The following is a 19,692-nucleotide window of genomic DNA, read 5'->3' on the forward strand; positions in this document are numbered from 1 at the left end:
CAGGTCTTGTTGCTCCTTCGCGAAAGATGTCGCCCACAGGGTGGGCTCCTACGGGGGGTCTTCCGAATCTTCGGAGGGTGCCTTCAGGCGGCCTGCGCGGCGCAGTGCGTCGCGCAGTACGTATTCGATCTGCGCGTTTACCGAACGCAGCTCATCGTCGGACCACTTCTGCATGGCCTCGAGCACGGCTGCGCTGATGCGCAGCGGATAGGCTTTTTTCTCCGCCGCCACGCGTCAGCTATACAGCGATCCGGTGTTCACCACCGGCTGGGTTGAGCGGTCACCGCAAAGCACGACGAGCAGGTTGGAGACCATGGCCGCCTTGCGCTCTTCATCGAGTTCAACAACGCCCTGCGCGCGCAGCTGCTCCAGCGCCATGGCCACCATGCCGACCGCGCCTTCGACGATGCGATTGCGTGCGGCGACGATCGCGCTGGCCTGCTGGCGCTGCAGCATGGCCTGGGCGATTTCCTGGGCGTAGGCCAGGTGGCTGATCCGTGCTTCGACGACCTGGACGCCCGCTTTCATCAGGCGTGCTTCAACTTCGCGGCCCAGGTGGTTGTTCACCTCATCGCCGTGGCTACGCAGCGAAGGGCGGCCATCGTCATGCGTGTCGTACGCGTAGCTTTGCGCCATCTGGCGCAGGGCCGATTCGCTCTGGATCTGCACGAAGTTTTCGTAGTCGTTGACGCAGAACACGGCCTCGGCGGTATCCACCACCTGCCACACGACGATGGCCGCGATTTCGATCGGGTTGCCGTCGTTGTCGTTGACCTTCAACCGGCTGCTTTCGAAGTTGCGCACGCGCAAGCTGACGGGGCGGCGCGAATAGAACGGATTGGTCCAGCGCAGGCCCTCGCGGCGCTCGGTGCCGCTATAGCGGCCGAACAGCTGCATGACCTGGCCCTGGTTGGGCTGGACCTGGAAAAAACCCTTCGCAAGAAACGCCAGGAAGCCGAGCACGAGGGCGCCGCCAAAGGGCATCAGGGGCGCGCCGTGCATGTCGGCCCCCTTGAGCACGAATGCCACGGCGGCGAGGCCGGCCAGGATCAGGACGACAAGCGACGGAATGCCGGGAAGTGACGCGGCAGGACGTTCGTTCATGGTGGCGGCCCCTGGGAGTGTGGGGCGGATGATATCTAAGTGATATCAGAAGTCAATCCGCCCCAGCCGCGCCCTTGCCGCCTCCACCCACGCCCGCACCGTCGCCAGAACTGGGCAGCGGCATATCCATCAGCGCGGATGCGGGCGTTGCCCGTTCGATCCGGATGCTGCTGAGCACGCTCATCGAACGGAAGAAGCGCCAGGGGTCGCCGCTACCGGTGCCCAATGCGATGTGCGTGGAGTCAAAGCGACGCTGGGCGGAATCGAAACTGACCCAGCGGTTGCCGAGCCACGCCTGGGTCCATGCGTGCGGGATGAATACGCGCGATGCACCGCCGAACCGGTCGACGTAAACGATGCCTGTAACGACACGCGCGGGGATACCCAGGGAACGGGCAAGCGCGGTGAGCAACACGGCATGCTCGGTGCAATCGCCCCGCCGACTCCGGATCGTTTCCAGTGCCGAGGCGTAACCCACGTCCAGCCCCTTCTCGTTGATGTAGTCGGAAAGGAACGAACGCAACCGGCGCATGCGCTGGAGGTCGGTGGGCGCGTCGCCGACGACGCGCTTTGCCAGGGCCTGGATATCCGGCGAATCCGATTGCACCCAGGGGTTCGCGGCGGTGTCTTCCGTGCCTGGGCCGGGTTCGTCGCTGCGCGGTACGGCAAAGCCCACATCGACCTGGTAAAGGTTGTCGCCCATCTCATGCACGTGCTGCTCATCCGTTTCAATGAACGGATTGGTATGGTTGCCGCGTATGCTGATCAGGTAGCGGACGGGGGCGGGGCGCATGTTGGCCATGGGCCGTGGCGCTTCGACCATGGCGGCCCGCAGCAAGTCCACATCCTGGTCGGGCGCGTTGGCACACGTTGCATCGCAGGCCGCCATTTCCATGCGGAAGCCCAGCAGCGGCGCGATACCGCGGCGGACATCGCCGTGGTCGTTTACCCACACATCCACGTACTGCGTGCCGTTGGATCCGGCGAGGGTCTGCTTCAGGTGGTGTAGCGTCTCCCTGCCTTGCGGCAGGTCCACGGCCTCGTCGCCCACGACTACCACATCGACGGTCGCGACCTGTTGTTTCACCGGGTCGAAGTTGCGCGTCTGGTAGCTCGTGCCTGGGCGGAAACCGTTGCGCACCATGGTCAGGCGCTGGCCTTCGACGAGGGCGGCACCGGTAGGCCATATCAGCAGGTTCACCCGCGACTGGCCGCCTACGGTGTTCGCCACCTGGAAGGCGCCGTCGTCACGCACTTCGCCCTGCACCAGATTGTCCTGCGATGACATGGACGATTTCGCGTAGAACGCGAGCGGGGAGCCCCCGGCCGACTCCACCGATTTCAGCTCGGTGCGCATTTCCAGCGGGGTCTTGATCCGGGTAAGGCGGAAATCGAGCACCTGCGTGGTCGTGACCTTGTCCGGCCCCGCCTCGCGGTCGATTTTCAGCTTGCCCACCTTGCGGCCGTCGAGCATGACGGTCATCCAGGTTTCCGTGGCCAGCGCGTAAGCCGGGACCAGGCACAGCAGTACGGCGAGAACAGCGCGTGAGCGTCTCATGGGCGTACTTCCGGATTGTCGGGGACAGCTGCATCACACCACGTTCATCGGCTGAGTCAAGCCCCCCATTCGTTAGGGGCCCACCCCGGTAGAATGGGCGCTTTCCCGCCTGGAACCCCGCCCTCATGAAAACCTTCGGCACCCCCCAATCGCATACCGCCCTGAGGGTGCTCCTGCTGGGCTCCGGCGAGCTGGGCAAGGAAGTGGCGATCGAACTGCAGCGCTTTGCCGTCGAGGTGATCGCGGTGGATCGTTACGCCAATGCGCCGGCCATGCAGGTGGCCCACCGCAGCCACGTGATCGACATGCTGGATGGGGCGGCCCTGCGCGCGCTGATCGAGAAAGAGAAACCGCACCTGGTGGTGCCGGAGATCGAGGCCATCCATACGCCCACACTGGTGGCGATGGAGCAGGAGGGCCTGAAGGTCATTCCGACCGCGAAGGCGGCCTGGCTCACGATGGACCGCGAAGGTATCCGCCGGCTGGCGGCGGAAGAGCTCCGCCTGCCGACATCGCCCTACCGCTTCTGCGATACCCGCGAAGCCTTCGACCAGGCGATCGCTGAGCTGGGTACGCCGTGCGTGGTGAAGCCGGTGATGAGCTCATCCGGCAAGGGCCAGAGCGTGGTACGCACGCCGGCCGATGCGGGCCATGCGTGGGACTACGCCCAATCCGGTGGCCGCGCAGGCAAGGGCCGCGTCATCGTGGAAGGCTTCATCGATTTCGACTACGAGATCACGCTGCTGACGGTGCGCCATCGCGACGGCGTTTCGTTCTGTGCGCCCATCGGCCACCGCCAGGAAGACGGTGATTACCGCGAATCCTGGCAGCCGCAGCCCATGAGCGATAAGGCTCGCCAGTCCGCCGAGCAGCAGGCCGATGCCATCACCAGCGCGCTGGGTGGCTGGGGCGTGTTCGGCGTGGAGTTCTTCGTGCGCGGCGATGAAGTGATCTTCTCGGAAGTGAGCCCGCGGCCGCACGATACCGGCCTGGTGACCCTCATTTCGCAGGATCTTTCCGAGTTTGCCCTGCACGCGCGGGCCATTCTCGGCCTGCCGGTACCCGAGATCCACCTGTTCGCCCCCGCCGCGTCGTGCGCCGTGCTGGTGGAGGGCGAAGGCCATGCACCGACCTACCACGGCATTGCCGATGCCCTCGCCGAAACCGGCACGATGTTGCGGATCTTCGGCAAGCCCGAGGTGCGTGGCCGCCGGCGCATGGCGGTGACCCTGGCCCGGGCCGGGACAGTGGATGAGGCGCTGGAAAAAGCGAAGCGTGCCGCCAGCCGTATCCGCGTCGAGCTGTAACGGCCTACAACGTCCGTTCACGCCTGAATGTTAAGCTGGCCCGCTCCTATGGACGATAAATGGCCATGAGCGGACGCCGCGACCACCACGAACGCACCGAACCCACGCTCGGTCGCCTGGATGACCTGGACAAGCCGGCGCCGCCGGTCGATGACGGCTTGCCGCACATCATCGTGGATGAACCACGCCGAGGTGGTGCCGTACCACCGCCACGCTCGCGCGGGCCGCGCCAGCCCCGCAAGCGTGGCTGGCTTATCCCGGTGCTGGTCCTCGTGCTTATCGGTGTGGCTACCGCGCTTTACCTGCAGCAGGATCGCCTGCGCAACCTGGTGCCCAGCACCGAGCTCAACGACACGCTTACCCAGGCCAATGCAGCCCTTGAAGCGGGCAAGCTCGACGGCACCGACGGCGACAGCGCCCGCGAACTGTTCGAGAAGGCGCGCGACCAGCAGCCCGACAGCGACCAGGCCCGCGATGGTTTGCGCCGCGTCGGCCAGGCCGAGGTCAGCCGCGCTGACGCGGCGCTCACCGCCGGCCGGCTCGATGAGGCCGAGGCCGCGCTCAACGTCGCCCGTGAACTTTTGGGTGGCGGCAACGACGTGGAGCAGCTCTCGCAACGGCTGTCGCAGGCGCGTAACCCGCAAAAGCAGACTGAATCGCTGATCGACCAGGCACAGCAGGCCCTGGCCGCCGGAAAGCTGGATGGCGATGACGGTGCCGGTGCCCTCTACCGCCGCGTCCTCGATGCCGATCGCACGAACGCGGTCGCCGCGCGTGGTCTCGACAAGGTGGGCGATGGTTTGGCGGCTCAGGCGCGCCAGGCCATCGCCGATAACGATCGCGCCAAGGCCAATGCCATTGTCGATCGCATCGCCATCCTGGTACCGGGCTACGGTGATCTGCCCTCGCTGCGTGCCGCGCTCGCCGAAAATCGCAAGCAGGATGACCAGGCGGTCGCGACCCTCGTGCAACAGGGCAACGAAGCCATGCGTGCCGGCCGCTTTACCGGTGATGGCGATGACAATGCGCTCGCGCGGTTTCGTGCGGCGCTCGCCGCCGATCCGGACAACGCCGATGCGAAGGCCGGGCTGGGGCAGGTCGCCCAGGCGCTGATCGTGCAGGCGAACGCGGCTATCGATAGCGAGGACGATGACCAGGCGAACCGCTTGCTCGACCAGGCGGCGAAGCTGGCGCCGAAATCGGCAGAGCTGGCCGCGGCGCGCGCGCGTATCGCGGGCGGCGGCAAGGCGTTGCCCACCGTGGCAACGGGCGGGCGTTCCTCGCCGGTGGCGGGCGATGACGCACCGGCACAGGCGTCGCTGGATGTGAGCCCGGAGCAGAAAGCCCGTGTGGCTGCCCTCGTGCGCCGCGCCCAGCAGGCCGCCGCGCGCGGCGACATCATGGATCCGCCCGGGGACAGCGCCTACGACCTGTACCGCAACGCACTTTCCATCGATGGCAACGATGCCTCCGCCCGGGCCGGGCTGCAGGGCCTGCCGGGCCAGGTGGAAACCCAGATGCAGCAGGCCGTGGCCAGCGGCAACGTGAAGCGTGCCGAAGACCTCTACGCCACGCTCTCCGATCTTGCCCCGGGCGATGCCTCGCAGGGCGATCTGCGGCACAAGCTGGGCAGCGCGTGGATCGATAACGCGCTGCAGCGCGCATCGCAGGGCGATCGCCAGGGTGCGTTCCAGGCGCTTGACCGCGCACGCCGGTATGCACCGGATGATCCCCGCCTGCAAAGCGCCTACGAGCGCATTGCCACGGGGCGCTGACGGCGCATGACGGTCCTGGTCATCGGCGCGTCAAGCCAGGTGGGGCATTTCCTCCTGCCGCGCCTCGACGCCATCGGTTGCGAATGGCTGGGCTTGAGCCGGAACGCGCCGGCCGATGATCCGCGCTGGGTACGCGGCCACCTGCCGGAAGCCATGCCGACGTTGCCCCCGCTTTCCGCGATCCTGTCCTCCGGACCGCTCGATGGCCTCGCGACCTGGCTCACCCAGGCGCGGCTCGAGGGCACGCCGCACGTCATCGCCACCTCCTCCATGAGCGCCGAAACCAAGCGCGATTCCGATGTGCCATACGAGCGTGAGCTTTCGTTGCGCCTGCGTGATGCCGAGACCCGGCTGATCGCGTTCTGCGCGTCGCGGGGCATGCCCTGGACGCTGTTCCGGCCGACGCTGGTTTATGGTGCCGGCATGGACCAGAGCATCAGCCCCATCGTGCGCGCCGCCATCCGCCGCCGCGTGTTCCCCTTGCCGGCCGCGCGCGGGCAGCGCCAGCCGGTGCACGCGGACGATATCGCCGCAGCCTTCGTGGCCGCGCTGGGCAACGCGCGGGCCAGGGGTAAGACCTTCCCGATCGGCGGGGGTGAGCGTCTCACCGCCGGGGAGATGTTCCGCCGCATGCGCCGGAGCGCGGGCGTCAGCACGATCCCCGCACCGGTGCCGCGCGTGGTGCTCGATCTGGCGGGCGCCCTGCGCCCGGCGCTGCGTGGGGCCGTGGACCGGCTCGATAGCGACCTGATCGCCGACAATGCCGAGCTGGAATCCGTGCTGGGTATCCACCCGCGGCCGTTCCACCCGGTGCCCGCCACCTGGCAAAGCGGCGCGTAGCCATCGCTTTGCCAGCATCCGTTCAGATGTCCGCCGGGCACATGCCCCTATCATCCGGTGACGTCCCTTTCCCCAGGATCTCCCCGCGTTGGCATTCCTGCACCGTCTAGGCTCCCTCCTGCGTGCCAGCTGGCCTTGGCTGCGCATTCCCTTCTGGCTTGTCATGGGCCTGCTGTTCGGGTTCCTGCTGCCGTACACGCTCATCCTCAACGCACGCCTGCAGGATCGTTTCAACGACCTGGTGTTCGCGGTGCCCACGCGCGTGTACGCGCGCCCGCTCATGCTGGAGCCGGGGCGGGCGATGACGCCGGCGGCGCTTGAACTGGAGCTCACGTTTGCCGGCTATACGCCGGATGGTGCAGGCAAGGTCCAGGGGAGCTATTCGAAGAACGGCTCGCGCTTCATCATCAATTCGCGCGGCTACGCAGGCCCCGATGGCGGCGAGCTCGCCCATCGCCTGCGCGTTTCGCTGGCCGATGGCCAGATCGCCTCGGTCACCGACGATGCCAACGGCAAGCCGATCAAGGCCATCCACCTGGATCCGGCCCGCATTGCCACCTTCTACGGCGCGGACCAGGAAGAGCGCCGCATCGTGCGGCTGGAGAACGTGCCACCGCTGCTGGTGCAGGGCCTGCAGGCCGTCGAGGATCGTGATTTCAACCACCACATCGGCCTGGATTTCTCCGCGATCGCGCGCGCGACGTTCGCCAATATCCGCGCGGGCCACACCGTGCAGGGTGGGTCGACGCTCACCCAGCAGCTGGTGCGCAACCTGTTCCTGGACCGCAGCCAGAACTACCTGCGCAAGGTGAACGAGGCCATCCTCTCGCTGCTGATGGAAGCGCACTACCCGAAGCACCGGATCCTCGAGGCGTACGTCAACGAAGTGTTCCTTGGCCAGCAAGGCAACCAGGCGGTGCACGGCTTTGCGGCGGGCGCCGAATTCTTCTTCGGCCGGCGCATGGAAGAGCTGCGCCCGCAGGAGATCGCGTTGCTTATCGGCCTGGTGAAGGGCCCCAGCTACTACGACCCGCGCCGCTACCCCGAGCGCGCGCTGCAACGCCGTAACCTGGTGTTGCAGCAGTTCAACGAAACGGGGCTGATGGACGATGCGGCCACCAAGGCCGCGCAGGCCACACCCTTGGGCATTGCGGTCAACGCACAGCTGCCGCACAACCGCTTCCCGGCGTTCATGCAGCTGGTGCGTTCGCAGATCCTGGCCGACTTCGATGAAGACGCGCTGCGCAACGGCAGCCTGAGCATCTTCACGACGCTCGACCCCGCCGCGCAGCTGTATACCGAGCAGGCGATTATCACGACCACCAAGGCCCTGGGTAAGCGCGGTGCCGCCTCGCAGGCCGCTGCCGTGGTCACCGATACCACCGATGGCAGCGTGCTGGCCGTGGTCGGCTCGCGTGAGCCGGGCGAGCAGGGCTTCAATCGTGCGCTCGATGCGCGCCGCTCCATCGGTTCGCTGGTCAAGCCGTTCGTGTACCTCGTGGCGTTGTCGCAGCCGTCGAAGTGGTCGCTGGCGACGATCGTGGATGACACGCCGATCAGCATGCGCCAGCCCGATGGCACGATGTGGACGCCGCAGAACGACGATCACGAAATCCATGGCCAGGTGCCGATGCTCGATGCGCTGGTGCATTCGTGGAACCTCGCCACGGTGCATCTGGGCCTGGACGTGGGCTTGCCCCGCATCAAGGGCTTCCTCGAATCGTTTGGCCTGGAGAATGTGAACCCGAGCCCGTCGCTGCTGCTGGGCGCGGTGGATCTGTCACCGCTTCAGGTCGCGCAGATGTACGAATACATCGCGGCCGATGGCCATGCGTTGCCGCTCGTCGCGGTGCGCGGCGTGATGGACAACAAGGGCCAGGCGATCAAGCGTTACGACGTGAAGCCCGGCCCGGGCGAGTACCAGGAGCCGACCCGCCTTATCCGCTGGGCCATGCAGCAGGTAGTGACCAGCGGCACGGCGGCGGCCATTGGCAACTCCAGCCTGGGCTCGCTGCATGCCGCCGGCAAGACCGGCACCAGCGATAGCCAGCGCGATAGCTGGTTTGCCGGGTTTACCGGGGAGCACCTGGCGGTGGTCTGGATGGGTCGCGACGATAACAAGCCCACTGGGCTGTACGGCGCCACCGGTAGCATGCGGGTGTGGCAGGAGTTGTTCCGCAAGCTGCCGACCACGCCGCTTGCCGCCCAGCCCGGCGATGGCCTGGAGATGGCGTGGATGAACACGCAGACCGGCAAGCGCACCGAGCCCACCTGTGAAGGGGCCCGGCAGTTCCCGTTCATGAAGGACTACATGCCCGAAGAAGAACAGGGCTGTTTCTGGCAGCAATTCAAGGGTATGTTCGGCGGCGGCGACAGCCAGCAGCCTCCGGCCCAGCCGCCCGTTCCCAGTAATCCTACGGATTGACCATGCTTCGCCTTCGTTATTGCGCCCTTACCGCTGCCGCGCTTGTCGCCGCATGCAGCCAGCCCGCCCCGCCGCAGGCCACCCGCCCCAGCCAGCCCACCTACGATATCGTCGCCCAGATCCGCGCCGCGGGTGAGCGCGAGAAATCGGCTATCGAGGTCGCGCCGCTGCGCGATCCGGGCGTCAAGGGGCTCGAACAATCCGCGCAGGCCGACGAGCGCGCCGGCAAGTACGACGATGCCGATGCCAAGCTCGTGCAGGCCCTGAAGATGGCGCCCGAGGCGCCGGAACTGATCCAGGACCGCGCCGAAATCGCCGTGCGCAAGCAGGATTACCCGGCGGCGGAAAAGCTGGCGAAGCAGTCCTTCGAGATGGGCCCGAAATCGGGCAGCCTGTGCGCCCGCAACCAGCAGACGATTTACGAAATGCGCATGCAGGCCGGCGACCAGACCGGCGCCATGGCAGCGCGCACGGAGCTGGGCAAGTGCCACATCGCGGGCCCCAACCGCTACTGACCCGTCTGCACATAACGATGTAGGAGCCCACCCTGTGGGCGACATCTTTTCGTGACAGCGCCACAGGTGACAGCGCCACAGGTCGTGCGGCCGTCCGGCGAAAGGCTGTCGCCCACAGGGTGGGCTCCTACGTTGTGTGTTGCCTTCGCTTAGCCCCCGCGGATCTTGCGGCCGTGCGCGTGCACGGTGTCGACCAGCACCTTCACGTTTTCCGGGTCCACTTCCGGTGTGATGCCGTGGCCCAGGTTGAACACGTGGCCCGGGTGATCGCCGAAGCTATCCAGGACAGCGCGGGCTTCGCGCGCGACGATTTCCGGCGAGGCACGCAGCACGGCCGGGTCGAGGTTGCCTTGCAGGGCCACCTGGTCGCCCACGCGCTTGCGCGCTTCGCCGATATCGATGGTCCAGTCGACACCCAGGCCATCGCAGCCGGTATCGGCCAACGCCTCGAGCTGCCCGCGGGCGCCCTTGGAGAACAGGATGACCGGGATGCCGTTGCACGCGGGGTCGGCCTTCACCGCATCGACCACCTGGGCCATGTAGTGCAGCGAGAACTCGCGGAACGGGGCAGGGCCCAGCAGGCCGCCCCAGGTATCGAACACCATGAGTGCCTGCGCGCCGGCGCGCGCCTGGGCGATGAGGTACGCGGCGACCGAACGGGCCACGGTATCCAGCAGCTTGTGGGCCAGCGCGGGCTCGTTCCAGGCCAGCGCCTTCACCCTGGCGAAATCGCGTGAGCCTTCGCCTTCGACCATGTAACAGGCCAACGTCCACGGGCTGCCCGAGAAGCCGATGAGCGGCACGCGGCCACCCAGTTCCTGGCGGATGAGGCGCACGGCATCCATGACGTAGCGCAGCTCGCCATCCATGTCGGGCACGGCCAGCGCGTGGATGCCCGCGGCATCCCGCACCGGGCGCGCGAAGCGCGGGCCTTCGCCGGCTTCGAACGACAGGCCCAGGCCCATCGCATCGGGGATGGTCAGGATGTCCGAGAACAGGATCGCGGCGTCGAGGTCAAAGCGCTCAAGTGGCTGCAGCGTGACTTCGCACGCGTATTCGGGGTTGGTCGCCAGGCCCATGAAGCTGCCGGCACGGGCGCGCGTTTCGCGGTACTCCGGCAAGTAGCGGCCCGCCTGGCGCATGACCCAGATCGGCGTCGTATCGGTGTGCTGGCGGCGCAATGCGCGAAGGAAGCGATCGTTACGGAGCTCAGCGGCCATGCGCCGACTCCTGACCCTGGCTGAACATCACTTTGAATCCCTTTTTGATCTGGGCGTCGCGCGCCTTCTCGAAGGCGGCCAGCGCGGCATCGCGCTCCAGGTACACATCGCGCTTCAGCGTGGCCTTGCCGCCCTGGGTGCCGCTTTCGCGGTACAGGGTCCAGCCGCCGAGCAGGTCCTGCTCCAGCGTGATCTGGACGTAGCGGGGTGCTTCGGCACCTGCCGCGGGCATGGTTTGCATGTAAATCCGCATTGCACCGACCTGGGATGACGCAGGAAACCGCCATTGTAGGCGATTCATGGGGGCGCCAATGCGCCGTGGCCGCGGGCCTGCGTCTGCAGGAGCGCGCTTGCGCGCGATTCCTGTACACGGCGGCGCGGCCCCAGCCGGCCGTTGCGCCTGCGCGCGATCAGCCGGCGGCAGCTGCCAGCACGCCGAGCACGTCGCTGTCGGCCACGCCCGCCACGATCTCCGCCTTGCCCACGCCACGCCACAGGATGAGCCGCAGCGTGCCCGCCGTGTTCTTCTTGTCGAGCCGCATCAGGTCGAGGATGCGGCTGGCTTCGTGTGCACGCGAAGGTTCGGTGGGCAGGCCGAGGCGCTGCAGTAACGCCAGCAACCGCGCGGTATCCGCCGCCGGGGCCATGCCCAACTGCGCTGAAAGCCGTGCGGCCAGCACCATGCCGATCGCGACGCCTTCGCCGTGCAGGATCTCGCTGTACCCACCGGCCGTTTCCAGCGCATGCCCGAACGTGTGGCCCAGGTTGAGCAGCGCGCGCTCGCCTTGTTCGGTTTCATCGCGCGCGACGACGCCCGCCTTGTAGCGGCATTTGCGTGCGATCGCTTCGACCAGCACGCCCGGTTCGCGGGCGGCGAGGGCATCGGCGTTGGCTTCGAGCCAGGCGAAGAACGGCTCGTCGCCGATCGCCGCACCCTTTACGATTTCCGCGACGCCGGCCAGGTACTCGCGCTGCGGGAGCGTCCGCAATACATCGATATCGGCGACGACGGCACGTGGCTGGTGGAACGCGCCGACCAGGTTCTTGCCGGCGGGCAGGTTGACGCCGGTCTTGCCGCCCACGGACGAATCCACCATCGCCAGCAGCGTCGTCGGCACCTGGATGAAATCGATGCCACGCATCCAGCACGCGGCGGCAAAGCCGGCCAGGTCGCCGACGACACCACCGCCCAGCGCGACCACGCAGGCGTCGCGCGTGGCACCGAGCGCGGCCAGTGCATCGAGCACCTTGCCCATGTTGGCGAAGGTCTTATGGGTTTCGCCGTCATCGAGCAGGTGCACCGACCACGTCAGCCCATCGAGGCCTTTTTCCAGCATGCCAAGGTAGTGTGGCGCCACGGTGGTATTGCTCACCACCAGCACGTGGCGGCCACGGATGCGTGCACGCCAGCGCGCACTGTCGGTAAGCAGCCCGGGGCCAATCCACACCGGGTAGTCGCGGCCGGCCAGTTCCACATTCACGGTTTGCATCAGGCGCGCCTCCAGTGGCGATCGAGCAGCGCGATAGCGCGGGGCAGGGCGTCGTCGACGCTTTCGTGGCGGCCGTGGAAGATCAGGTCGGCCACTTCTTCGTAAACGTGGTTGCGCGTGCCGGCCAGGGATTCCAGGCGGCCGCGGCGATCACCGCCGGCGATCATGGGACGCACGGTGTCGTGCTCAAGCCGGTCCAGTTGCTCGTCCACATCCACCGCCAGCATGAGCACGGTGCCGCGGGTCATCAGCGTTTCCCGGTTCACGCCCGCCATGACCGCCCCTGCGCCTGTCGCGAGCACGACGCCCTGGTGAAGGCTAAACTCATCCAGGTGCGCCGTTTCCCGCGCACGAAAGGTAGCCTCGCCCTGCGTTTCGAACATGTGGCTGATCGTGACGCCGTAGCGCTTCTCGATCTCCACATCCAGGTCGACGAAGGGCAGGCCGTAATGCGCCGCGAGGCGCTGGCCGATCGTGGTTTTGCCGGCGCCCGTGGGGCCGATCAGGAACAGGTTAGGCGAAGGATTCATCGCTCCCATGCTAGCAACAAGCTCGACACCCATGCATGCCGCCGTGCTCATTGCCGGTGCCGGCGATGTCGGCATGCGCGTAGCCAGCCGCTTCGCGGCGCTGGGCCACCCGGTGTTCGCGCTGCGCCGCCACCCGCCGGGCGCTGCGCCTCCCGGAGTGACATGGGTTCGTGGCGACCTCACGGATCCGGGCTCCCTGGCGGCCCTGCCGAAGGTGGCCACGGTGGTTTACGCGCCGACGCCCGCCGCGCGCGATGAGGCCGCGTATCGCGCCATCTTTCCCGATGGCCTGCGCCATCTTGTCGAGGCGTTGCCCGCTGCCCCGGCGCGAACCGTCTTTGCGTCCTCCACCGCGGTCTACGGTGAGCATGGCGGCGATTGGGTGGATGAAGACACGCCCCCGGATCCGCCAGGCTTCAACGGCCGGATCCTGCTGGAGGCCGAGCACTGGCTCGGAACAGCGAGTGTAGGCGGTGTCTCCGTTCGGCTGGCCGGGCTGTACGGACCTGGCCGCACCCAGTTGCTGGATCGCCTTCGCGAGGGCAAGGCGGCCGTGCCGCGCGGGCAGGGCGTCTATGCCAACCGTATCCATGTCGACGATGCCGCGGCCGCGCTGGTCCACGTGGCGCGGTTGGCCGATCCCGCGCCGGTGTACCTGGGCGTCGATGACACGCCCCTGCCGATCGATGTGCTTTACGGCGACCTGGCCACGCTGGTCGGCAGCCCGCCGCCGCCCGATGGCCCACCCCCGGCCGGTGTCGGCAACAAGCGCCTGAGCAATGCGCGCCTTCGCGCCAGCGGCTTTCGCTGCACCTGGCCCGACGCCCGCGAAGGCTACGCCGCCCTCGTGTAGGAGCCCACCCCGTGGGCGACATCTTTTCGCATCGAGACACCAGATCACGTGGCTCTTTCGCGAAACGCTGTCGCCCACAGGGTGGGCTTCTACCGGAGGGTGCTCCAGGGCGCATGCAGGGCGGGCGTGCGGTCCGCCGCCAGGGGGATCAGCAGGTCGGCCTTCGCCGGCAGGGTGGCAAGCGCGTGGCGGCTCAGCCGCTCGTAGTGCTGCAGGAAGCGGGCGAGGGCGGCGGTATCCATCGCGCGTGGTTCACCCCGGGCGCGCAGGGGCTCCTCGGCCTCGCCGCGCCAGCGCGCCACCACATCCCAGGACGGCGCGGCGAGGACGACAAGGGCATCGATCCGCCGCCAGAGCGGCAGGTAGCCTGCCAGCTGCGCGTTGACCCAGCGCCGCCAGGTGCCGTCGGGATCCTCGTCGCGCTCCAGCGCGTTCACCGGCTCAACCAGTGCCGCGCCATCCTGCGGTTCCACGCCAAGGCACCAGCCTTCGAGTACGACAAGCCTGGGTACCTCGGCCTCGGTGGGCCAAAGCGCCTCGTCGTAGCGATCGTCGCGCCCCTTCTCGAAGCGCGGCACGGCCACCGGTCGCTCGGGCGAGGCCTTGCCCAGCGCATCCAGCGTGGAGGCGAGCAGGGGGAGATCGTGCGTGCCCGGCACGCCGCGGGTGCGCAGCAACGGATGCACGGCATCCGACAGCGCGAGCCGCTCCGCGTGGGTCAGGTACACATCATCCAGCGACACGGTGACCGCGCCCCAGCCACGCCGGCCGGCGGCCGCGATCAGGCCCGCGCCGAGCGTGCTCTTGCCGCTGCCTTGCAGGCCCGAGATACCGAGGATAAAGGGCTGCGCCGCCTGCGCGATCGCTGCGGCGAAACGCCCGAGGACCGCCTCGGCCAGCGTGCTAGCATCGTTGGATTCCATGGTGCACGAGCTTACCCCACCCTCATGCTGACCCCAGAGATCCTCACCACCTTCCGCGGCCTGCTCGATGAAGCGAAGGCCAGCGGGGACCGTGAACCCACGGCGATGAACCTGGCCACGGTCGACAGCACCGGTCGCGTGCATTCGCGCATCGTGTTGCTCAAGGCCATCGACGAACACGGGCTGCAGTTCTTCACCAATTACGAAAGCGACAAGGCGGCACAGATCGCGGCGCACGACCAGGTCGCGTTGTGCTTCCACTGGAAGCAGATTCGCGAGGGGATCCAGGTGCGCTTCGAGGGCCGGGTGACGAAAACCTCGGCCGAGGTTTCCGATGCCTATTTCGCCAGCCGCCCCCGCGGCAGCCAGATCGGCGCATGGGCATCGAAGCAGAGCCAGGAGCTGCCGGACCGGCAGACGTTCGAAGACCGCGTGGCGCACTTCGAGAAGGAATTCGCCGGCCGCGACGTACCGCGCCCGGATCACTGGGGCGGCTATGTCGTAGCGCCCGACCGCATCGAATTCTGGTATGGCGCCACGTTCCGCCTGCACGAACGCATCGTGCACAGCGACCACGGTACAAGCTGGACCACCCGCCTGCTCTATCCCTGAGGTTGCCATGAGCCGTGCCCAACCCGTGCAGCACATCGCCCAGACCACCTTCACGGTGCACACGCGCGGGCGTTCGCTCAGCGAAGTGACCGGCCGCGTGGCGGAGGCCGTGGCGGCCAGCGGTGTGGGTACGGGCCTGGCCAACGTGTTCGTGCAGCACACCAGCGCCTCGCTGCTGATTGGCGAAAACGCCGATCCCACGGTGGTTGCCGATCTCGAACGGTTCTTCGCCCGGCTCGTGCCCGATGGCGATCCGCTGTTCCGCCACCAGGATGAAGGCCCGGACGACATGCCTGCGCATGTCCGGTCGGTGCTCACGGGGGTGTCGCTCTCGGTACCCGTCCATAACGGCAAGCCGTTGCTCGGCACGTGGCAAGGGGTGTTTCTTTACGAGCACCGCCACGAGGCGCACCAGCGCAAGATCACGGTGACGGTTACCGGGCACTGAGCGGGCATGAAAAGAAGCCCGCCCGCCGTGGTGGCCACCGGGGGTGGTGGTGGGCCAGGGATGTCCGTAGCGCGGCGGGCGGGGTAAACGCTCACCTGTATCCTCGCGCCACATCGCGGCGGCCGCATCAGTACATCTACGGCCCGCGCACGCCGTTTAACCGCTTAGAACAGCAGCCCGAGATCCTCGGCCCTGCGTACAAGCTCCAGCGTGCTGTGCACATCCAGGATCTGCATGATCGTGTACTTGTGCGCCTCCACCGTGCGCACCGACAGCCCCAGGCGCTCGGCAATCTGCTTCGAGCGCAAGCCACCGCCCACCAGCCGCAGCACTTCCAGTTGCTTGGGTGTCAGTTCCTGCATGCCCAGCGTATCGGCATGCAGGTAATGCGTGCCGAGCGACGGCGTGACATACGTGGATCCGGCAAAAACGTGTCGTAGCGCTGTCAACAATTCTTCGCCGGCCGACACTTTCAGCACATAACCGTTCGCGCCAGCGCGCATGGCCGTGGCCGCAAGCGCGGGTTCGGCGTGCATGGTGAGGAACACGAAGGGTGTGCGGTCGCCTTCGGCGCGCAGCGTTTTCAGCACATCCAGCCCACTGCCGCCGGGCATGTTCACGTCGGACAGGATCAGGTCGGGCTTTTCACTGCGCACCAGGTCCAGCAGCCCCGGGCCATCCTGGCTGATGGCCACCAGTTCGCAGGTGCCGGCCAGCAGGCGCTCGATACCTTCGGCCACCATGCGGTGGTCATCGGCGTATACGACGCGGGGGAGTGCTTCAGTCGTCATGGCGGATCCAGCGGTATATGCATCCAGAGGTCCACGCCCTTGCCGGGTGCGCTGCGTAGTTCAAACCGGCCGCCGAGGAGCTTGGCGCGTTCGTTCATGCTGATCAAGCCCAGGCCGGGGCGCGCGTGCGCGCCTTCCTCCGTGTCGAACCCGCGGCCATTATCGAAGATCCACAGCGATGCACCTTCCACGTCCACCGAGGCCTTGACGGTCAGCCGGGTGGCCGAGGCGTGGCGCAGCGCGTTGGCGATGGCCTCCTGCGTCACGCGGTAGAAGCACAGCGCCACATCGTTGGGCAGCCGGTCCACGCCGCGATCGGCGATCAGCACGATTTCCAGCGTGTTTACGCGGCGCGGCGCGTGGCAAAGCGCTTCCAGCGCATCGCGCAGGCCGGCATGTTCGAGCACGCTGGGGTGCAGCTGGCGGGAAAGTTGGCGCACGTCTTCCGAGAGCGATACCAGCAATTCACGCAGGTGATTTACCTCGCCGTGCAACGCAGGATCGACCTGCCGGCGCAGTGCCGACAAGCCGATGGACGAAGCGGCCAGGCGCTGGTTGATGTCATCGTGCAGGTCGCGTGCGAGGCGTGCACGCTCCTGTTCCTGCGTCGCGATCAGGCGGCCGGCGAGTTCACGCAGGTCAGCGTGCGCACGGCCCAGCGCGCGGCGGCTGGAATAGCGTTGCTCCACCACTACCGAAAGAATCAATGCGCAAAGCGCCGCCAGCAAGCTCCAGAGCTGCACGGCCAGCGTACTGTTGGGCGCGGTGTCGGCGATATACGGGCCATACCCATGCACGCTCAGGTGCGCCGCCAGCAACGCGATGATGAAAATGGTGATGGAGCTGCCGGTCATCTGCGCACGCACGATGGCGAAGATCACCACCGGTGCCGGTGCCAGGCACATCACCGGCACCAGGCCAGGCCGGCCGCCCAGGGTGAACCAGATGGCCCCGAGCAATGCCAAGCACAACGCCATGAACACGATGAAAAATACCGAGATGGGGCCGGAGTGCCGCACGGCGGCATCGGGGTTGCGCAAGCTGATCCACACGGGGAGGTACAGCACGTAGCCCAGCGAATGCGCCATCGCGATGTTGGAGAAATCGCTGAGCACGGTGCCGCGGAAGGAGGTGTAGCGGCTGGCATGCTCCACCAGCGCGGCGCTGCATGTCGGCAATGCCGCGACCGCGACGAGTACGAGCGCGGCTAGCCGGTAGAAATCATCCAGGCGGGTGAGGCCATCGGGTATGTGCCGCAGCAGCCACGCGGCGACCGGTACAAGCAGCAACGCAGCCGCGATGACCAGCGTGGTGTCACCCAACGGCAGCCCGAACGCGGCACCAGTGGCGACCAGGCCGACCATCGCGCTCAGGGAAAGGGCCGCCCATCGGCGCCATGCATTGGCGAGCAGGGCGCCCAGCAAGACCGCGCCGGGGAACCAGACGATGTGCGTGCCGTACTGATGGTTCCATAGGGCGGCCGACAGCACCTGGGCCAGGGACACGCCCGCGAACACACCGCCACACCACACAGTGAGGCTGCGCGTCGAGTACGCCGGGATGTCCGCCACGGTACCTCCCGCGTCGCCAGTGGGTGTGCTTCCGGGACGGCTTGTGGTGAAGCCGGGGAAGCCCCCTCCGGCATCCCGCGACGACTATACGGTGCGCGGCATGCACAAAGCCGGCAATAATCGTGATTCGCGTCACACTTTCACAAATGTGAAGGCTGTATATGCCGATTACGCGTGGCGCGCAGCCCAGCCGTGCACGATCCTGACCAGTTCGCCCAGGCCATCGGTCAGCGCGGCCGGCCCTGGCTGCAGGATCAGCGGCGATTTCACCTCGTGGATTTCGCCGTCGCGAACGGCCGGTACGGCCGCCCAGCCTGGGCGCGCCGCCACCTGTTCCGGGCGGAAGCGCTTGCCGCACCACGAGCCGATGATGACGTCCGGTGCCGTGGCAATCACCTCGGCGGGGTCGGCAATGATCCGGTCCCGCGCCAGCCCCTGCACCGCACGATGCGGCAACGCCTCGTCGCCACCGGCGATCTCGATCAGCTCGGAAACCCAGCGGATACCGGAGATAAGCGGCTCATCCCATTCCTCGAAATACACCGTGGGCCGCCGCGACAGCCGCGACGACGCCTCGCGCACCGTATCCAGCCCGCGGGCCAGCGTATCGGCCAGGGTGTCGGCCTTGGCCGGCACGCCCACGAGCGCGCCCAGCCGGCGGATGTAATCGAGGATCTGCTCGACGCTGCGGTGGTTGGAAATCCAGACCTCCACGCCCGCCTTGATCAGGGCCTGGGCGATATCGGCCTGGATATCGGAGAAGCCGATGGCGATATCGGGCTTGAGCTCGAGGATGCGATCAACCTTGGCGCTGGTGAACGCGCTGACCTTGGGCTTGTCCTTCCGCGCCTGCGGGGGCCGTACGGTGAACCCGCTGATGCCCACGATCCGGTCCTGCTCGCCCAGCAGGTACAGGGTCTCGGTGGGCTCTTCGGTAAGGCAGACGATGCGACGCGGACCCATGGCATTCCAGGCGGGCGGGGGAGCCCGCGATTGTCGCCGTTCAGGGCATTTCGATCCAACGGCCATGGCGGCGCACTTCCAGCGGGTGGAAGCGGCGCTTGTAATCCATCTTCGGGTGGCCCGCGATCCAGAAACCCAGATACACGTAGGGGATGCCGCGGCGGCGCGCCAGCTCCACCTGCTGCAGGATGCCCCAGGTGCCGAGGCCACGCTCCATCTCATCGGGATCGTAGAAGGTGTACACGGCGGAGACACCGGCAAGCGCCACATCGGTGACAGCGACACCGAGCAGGCGCTCACCCTTGCGGAACTCCAGGAACAGGGTGGGGCTCCAGGGTGCCGCCAGGAAGCGCTGGAAATCGTCCGCATCGGCCGCATCCATGCCGCCGCCGCTGTGCCTGGCGTGCAGGTACCGCTCGTACAGTGCGTGGCGCTCGTGGGTGAACCCCGGCGCGGCCTCCACCACGGTGAGGTCGGCATTGCGCGCCAGGCAGCGGCGTTGGCTTCGGTCGGGTTTGAAACGGTCGGCATCCACCCGGCACGGCACGCAGGCCTGGCATGCGGCGCACTGCGGCAGGTACAGGTGGCCGCCGGCGCGGCGGAAGCCCTTGGCCAGCGCCGGGCCGTAAAGCTTATCGAGGTTGGGTGCGCCCGGATCGACCACGAGGTTCTGCGCCGTCCTCTCGGCGAAGTAGCCGCAGGCGTGCGGCAGGGTCTGGAACAGGCGGACACGGTCGGTCATGGCGTCATGTTATAGCTCGCCTGCC

At 67.3% G+C, this 19,692-nt stretch carries 20 protein-coding genes; 8 read left to right on the top strand and 12 right to left on the bottom strand.

What is annotated here, in order from left to right; translation table 11 throughout:
- Positions 1–48: 48 nt before the first annotated feature.
- Genes L2Y97_RS05920 through L2Y97_RS05930 form a run of 3 tightly spaced genes read right to left on the bottom strand, consistent with a single transcriptional unit; the run spans position 49 to position 2,662 of the window.
- Positions 49–231: a type II toxin-antitoxin system antitoxin gene (locus L2Y97_RS05920; RefSeq protein ID WP_247434221.1), complete on the bottom strand. Its 183-nt coding sequence runs from the start codon at positions 229–231 to the stop codon at positions 49–51.
- Positions 232–234: 3 nt separating this feature from the next.
- Positions 235–1,104 carry an SPFH domain-containing protein gene (locus L2Y97_RS05925; RefSeq protein ID WP_247434223.1) on the bottom strand — a complete coding sequence of 290 codons (870 nt, stop codon included), beginning with the start codon at positions 1,102–1,104 and terminating at the stop codon, positions 235–237.
- A gap of 52 nt (positions 1,105–1,156) precedes the next feature.
- Complete coding sequence (locus tag L2Y97_RS05930) at positions 1,157–2,662, bottom strand: transglutaminase-like domain-containing protein (protein ID WP_247434225.1); 1,506 nt, start codon at positions 2,660–2,662, stop codon at positions 1,157–1,159.
- 125 nt (positions 2,663–2,787) lie between these two features.
- Between L2Y97_RS05930 and purT the strand changes: the two genes are divergently transcribed.
- The 5 genes from purT (at position 2,788) to L2Y97_RS05955 (ending at position 9,524) form a co-directional block, all read left to right on the top strand.
- Positions 2,788–3,969, top strand: a complete 1,182-nt coding sequence (gene purT / locus L2Y97_RS05935) for a formate-dependent phosphoribosylglycinamide formyltransferase (protein ID WP_247434228.1) — start codon at positions 2,788–2,790, stop codon at positions 3,967–3,969.
- Positions 3,970–4,034: 65 nt separating this feature from the next.
- A complete protein-coding gene (locus tag L2Y97_RS05940) occupies positions 4,035–5,744 on the top strand; it encodes a tetratricopeptide repeat protein (protein ID WP_247434230.1) in 1,710 nt (569 codons plus the stop codon).
- Positions 5,745–5,750: 6 nt separating this feature from the next.
- Positions 5,751–6,584 (top strand): NAD-dependent epimerase/dehydratase family protein, encoded by an 834-nt coding sequence (locus L2Y97_RS05945; RefSeq protein ID WP_247434233.1) that lies wholly within the window; start codon positions 5,751–5,753, stop codon positions 6,582–6,584.
- A gap of 88 nt (positions 6,585–6,672) precedes the next feature.
- Positions 6,673–9,009 (top strand): penicillin-binding protein 1B, encoded by a 2,337-nt coding sequence (gene mrcB / locus L2Y97_RS05950; protein ID WP_247434236.1) that lies wholly within the window; start codon positions 6,673–6,675, stop codon positions 9,007–9,009.
- A 2-nt stretch (positions 9,010–9,011) separates the two neighbouring features.
- Positions 9,012–9,524, top strand: a complete 513-nt coding sequence (locus L2Y97_RS05955; RefSeq protein ID WP_247434238.1) for a tetratricopeptide repeat protein — start codon at positions 9,012–9,014, stop codon at positions 9,522–9,524.
- A 149-nt stretch (positions 9,525–9,673) separates the two neighbouring features.
- On the opposite strand, the gene hemE is transcribed toward L2Y97_RS05955, so the two are convergent.
- The 4 genes from hemE to L2Y97_RS05975 form a co-directional block, all read right to left on the bottom strand.
- Positions 9,674–10,744 (bottom strand): uroporphyrinogen decarboxylase, encoded by a 1,071-nt coding sequence (gene hemE, locus L2Y97_RS05960; RefSeq protein ID WP_247434241.1) that lies wholly within the window; start codon positions 10,742–10,744, stop codon positions 9,674–9,676.
- Complete coding sequence (locus tag L2Y97_RS05965) at positions 10,734–10,997, bottom strand: WGR domain-containing protein (RefSeq protein WP_247434244.1); 264 nt, start codon at positions 10,995–10,997, stop codon at positions 10,734–10,736. The genes hemE and L2Y97_RS05965 overlap by 11 nt, the downstream gene beginning before the upstream one ends.
- A 157-nt stretch (positions 10,998–11,154) precedes the next feature.
- A complete protein-coding gene (aroB, locus tag L2Y97_RS05970; RefSeq protein WP_247434247.1) occupies positions 11,155–12,234 on the bottom strand; it encodes a 3-dehydroquinate synthase in 1,080 nt (359 codons plus the stop codon).
- On the bottom strand, positions 12,234–12,764 hold the full coding sequence (locus L2Y97_RS05975; protein ID WP_247434250.1) for a shikimate kinase: 531 nt from the start codon (positions 12,762–12,764) through the stop codon (positions 12,234–12,236). Before L2Y97_RS05975 ends, aroB begins: the two co-directional genes overlap by 1 nt.
- Before the next feature lie 7 nt (positions 12,765–12,771).
- Between L2Y97_RS05975 and L2Y97_RS05980 the strand changes: the two genes are divergently transcribed.
- Entirely contained in the window at positions 12,772–13,617 is an 846-nt protein-coding gene (locus L2Y97_RS05980; RefSeq protein ID WP_343218390.1) for an NAD-dependent epimerase/dehydratase family protein, read from the top strand.
- An 89-nt stretch (positions 13,618–13,706) separates the two neighbouring features.
- Here the strand turns inward: L2Y97_RS05980 and L2Y97_RS05985 are convergent, their stop codons facing one another.
- Positions 13,707–14,540 carry a kinase gene (locus tag L2Y97_RS05985; protein ID WP_247434253.1) on the bottom strand — a complete coding sequence of 278 codons (834 nt, stop codon included), beginning with the start codon at positions 14,538–14,540 and terminating at the stop codon, positions 13,707–13,709.
- Between the two features lie 24 nt (positions 14,541–14,564).
- Here L2Y97_RS05985 and pdxH point away from each other — a divergent pair, with 24 nt between their 5' ends.
- Together pdxH and L2Y97_RS05995 are read left to right on the top strand one after the other, a co-directional pair.
- Positions 14,565–15,152, top strand: a complete 588-nt coding sequence (pdxH, locus tag L2Y97_RS05990; protein ID WP_247434255.1) for a pyridoxamine 5'-phosphate oxidase — start codon at positions 14,565–14,567, stop codon at positions 15,150–15,152.
- A gap of 7 nt (positions 15,153–15,159) precedes the next feature.
- The gene (locus tag L2Y97_RS05995) at positions 15,160–15,600 is read left to right on the top strand and encodes a secondary thiamine-phosphate synthase enzyme YjbQ (RefSeq protein WP_247434258.1); all 441 of its coding nucleotides are present in this window, start codon (positions 15,160–15,162) and stop codon (positions 15,598–15,600) included.
- Between the two features lie 164 nt (positions 15,601–15,764).
- Here L2Y97_RS05995 and L2Y97_RS06000 read toward each other — a convergent pair whose 3' ends face one another.
- From L2Y97_RS06000 to L2Y97_RS06015, 4 genes are all read right to left on the bottom strand, one after another.
- The gene (locus tag L2Y97_RS06000) at positions 15,765–16,391 is read right to left on the bottom strand and encodes a response regulator (protein ID WP_247434261.1); all 627 of its coding nucleotides are present in this window, start codon (positions 16,389–16,391) and stop codon (positions 15,765–15,767) included.
- Positions 16,388–17,962, bottom strand: coding sequence for a sensor histidine kinase (locus L2Y97_RS06005; protein WP_247434264.1), 1,575 nt, complete (start codon positions 17,960–17,962; stop codon positions 16,388–16,390). Before L2Y97_RS06005 ends, L2Y97_RS06000 begins: the two co-directional genes overlap by 4 nt.
- 168 nt (positions 17,963–18,130) lie before the next feature.
- Positions 18,131–18,925, bottom strand: a complete 795-nt coding sequence (locus L2Y97_RS06010) for a cobalamin-binding protein (RefSeq protein ID WP_247434266.1) — start codon at positions 18,923–18,925, stop codon at positions 18,131–18,133.
- A 40-nt stretch (positions 18,926–18,965) separates the two neighbouring features.
- A complete protein-coding gene (locus tag L2Y97_RS06015; RefSeq protein ID WP_247434269.1) occupies positions 18,966–19,667 on the bottom strand; it encodes an arginyltransferase in 702 nt (233 codons plus the stop codon).
- Positions 19,668–19,692 lie beyond the last annotated feature (25 nt).

Source organism: Luteibacter aegosomatissinici (assembly GCF_023078495.1).
Lineage (GTDB): Bacteria > Pseudomonadota > Gammaproteobacteria > Xanthomonadales > Rhodanobacteraceae > Luteibacter > Luteibacter aegosomatissinici.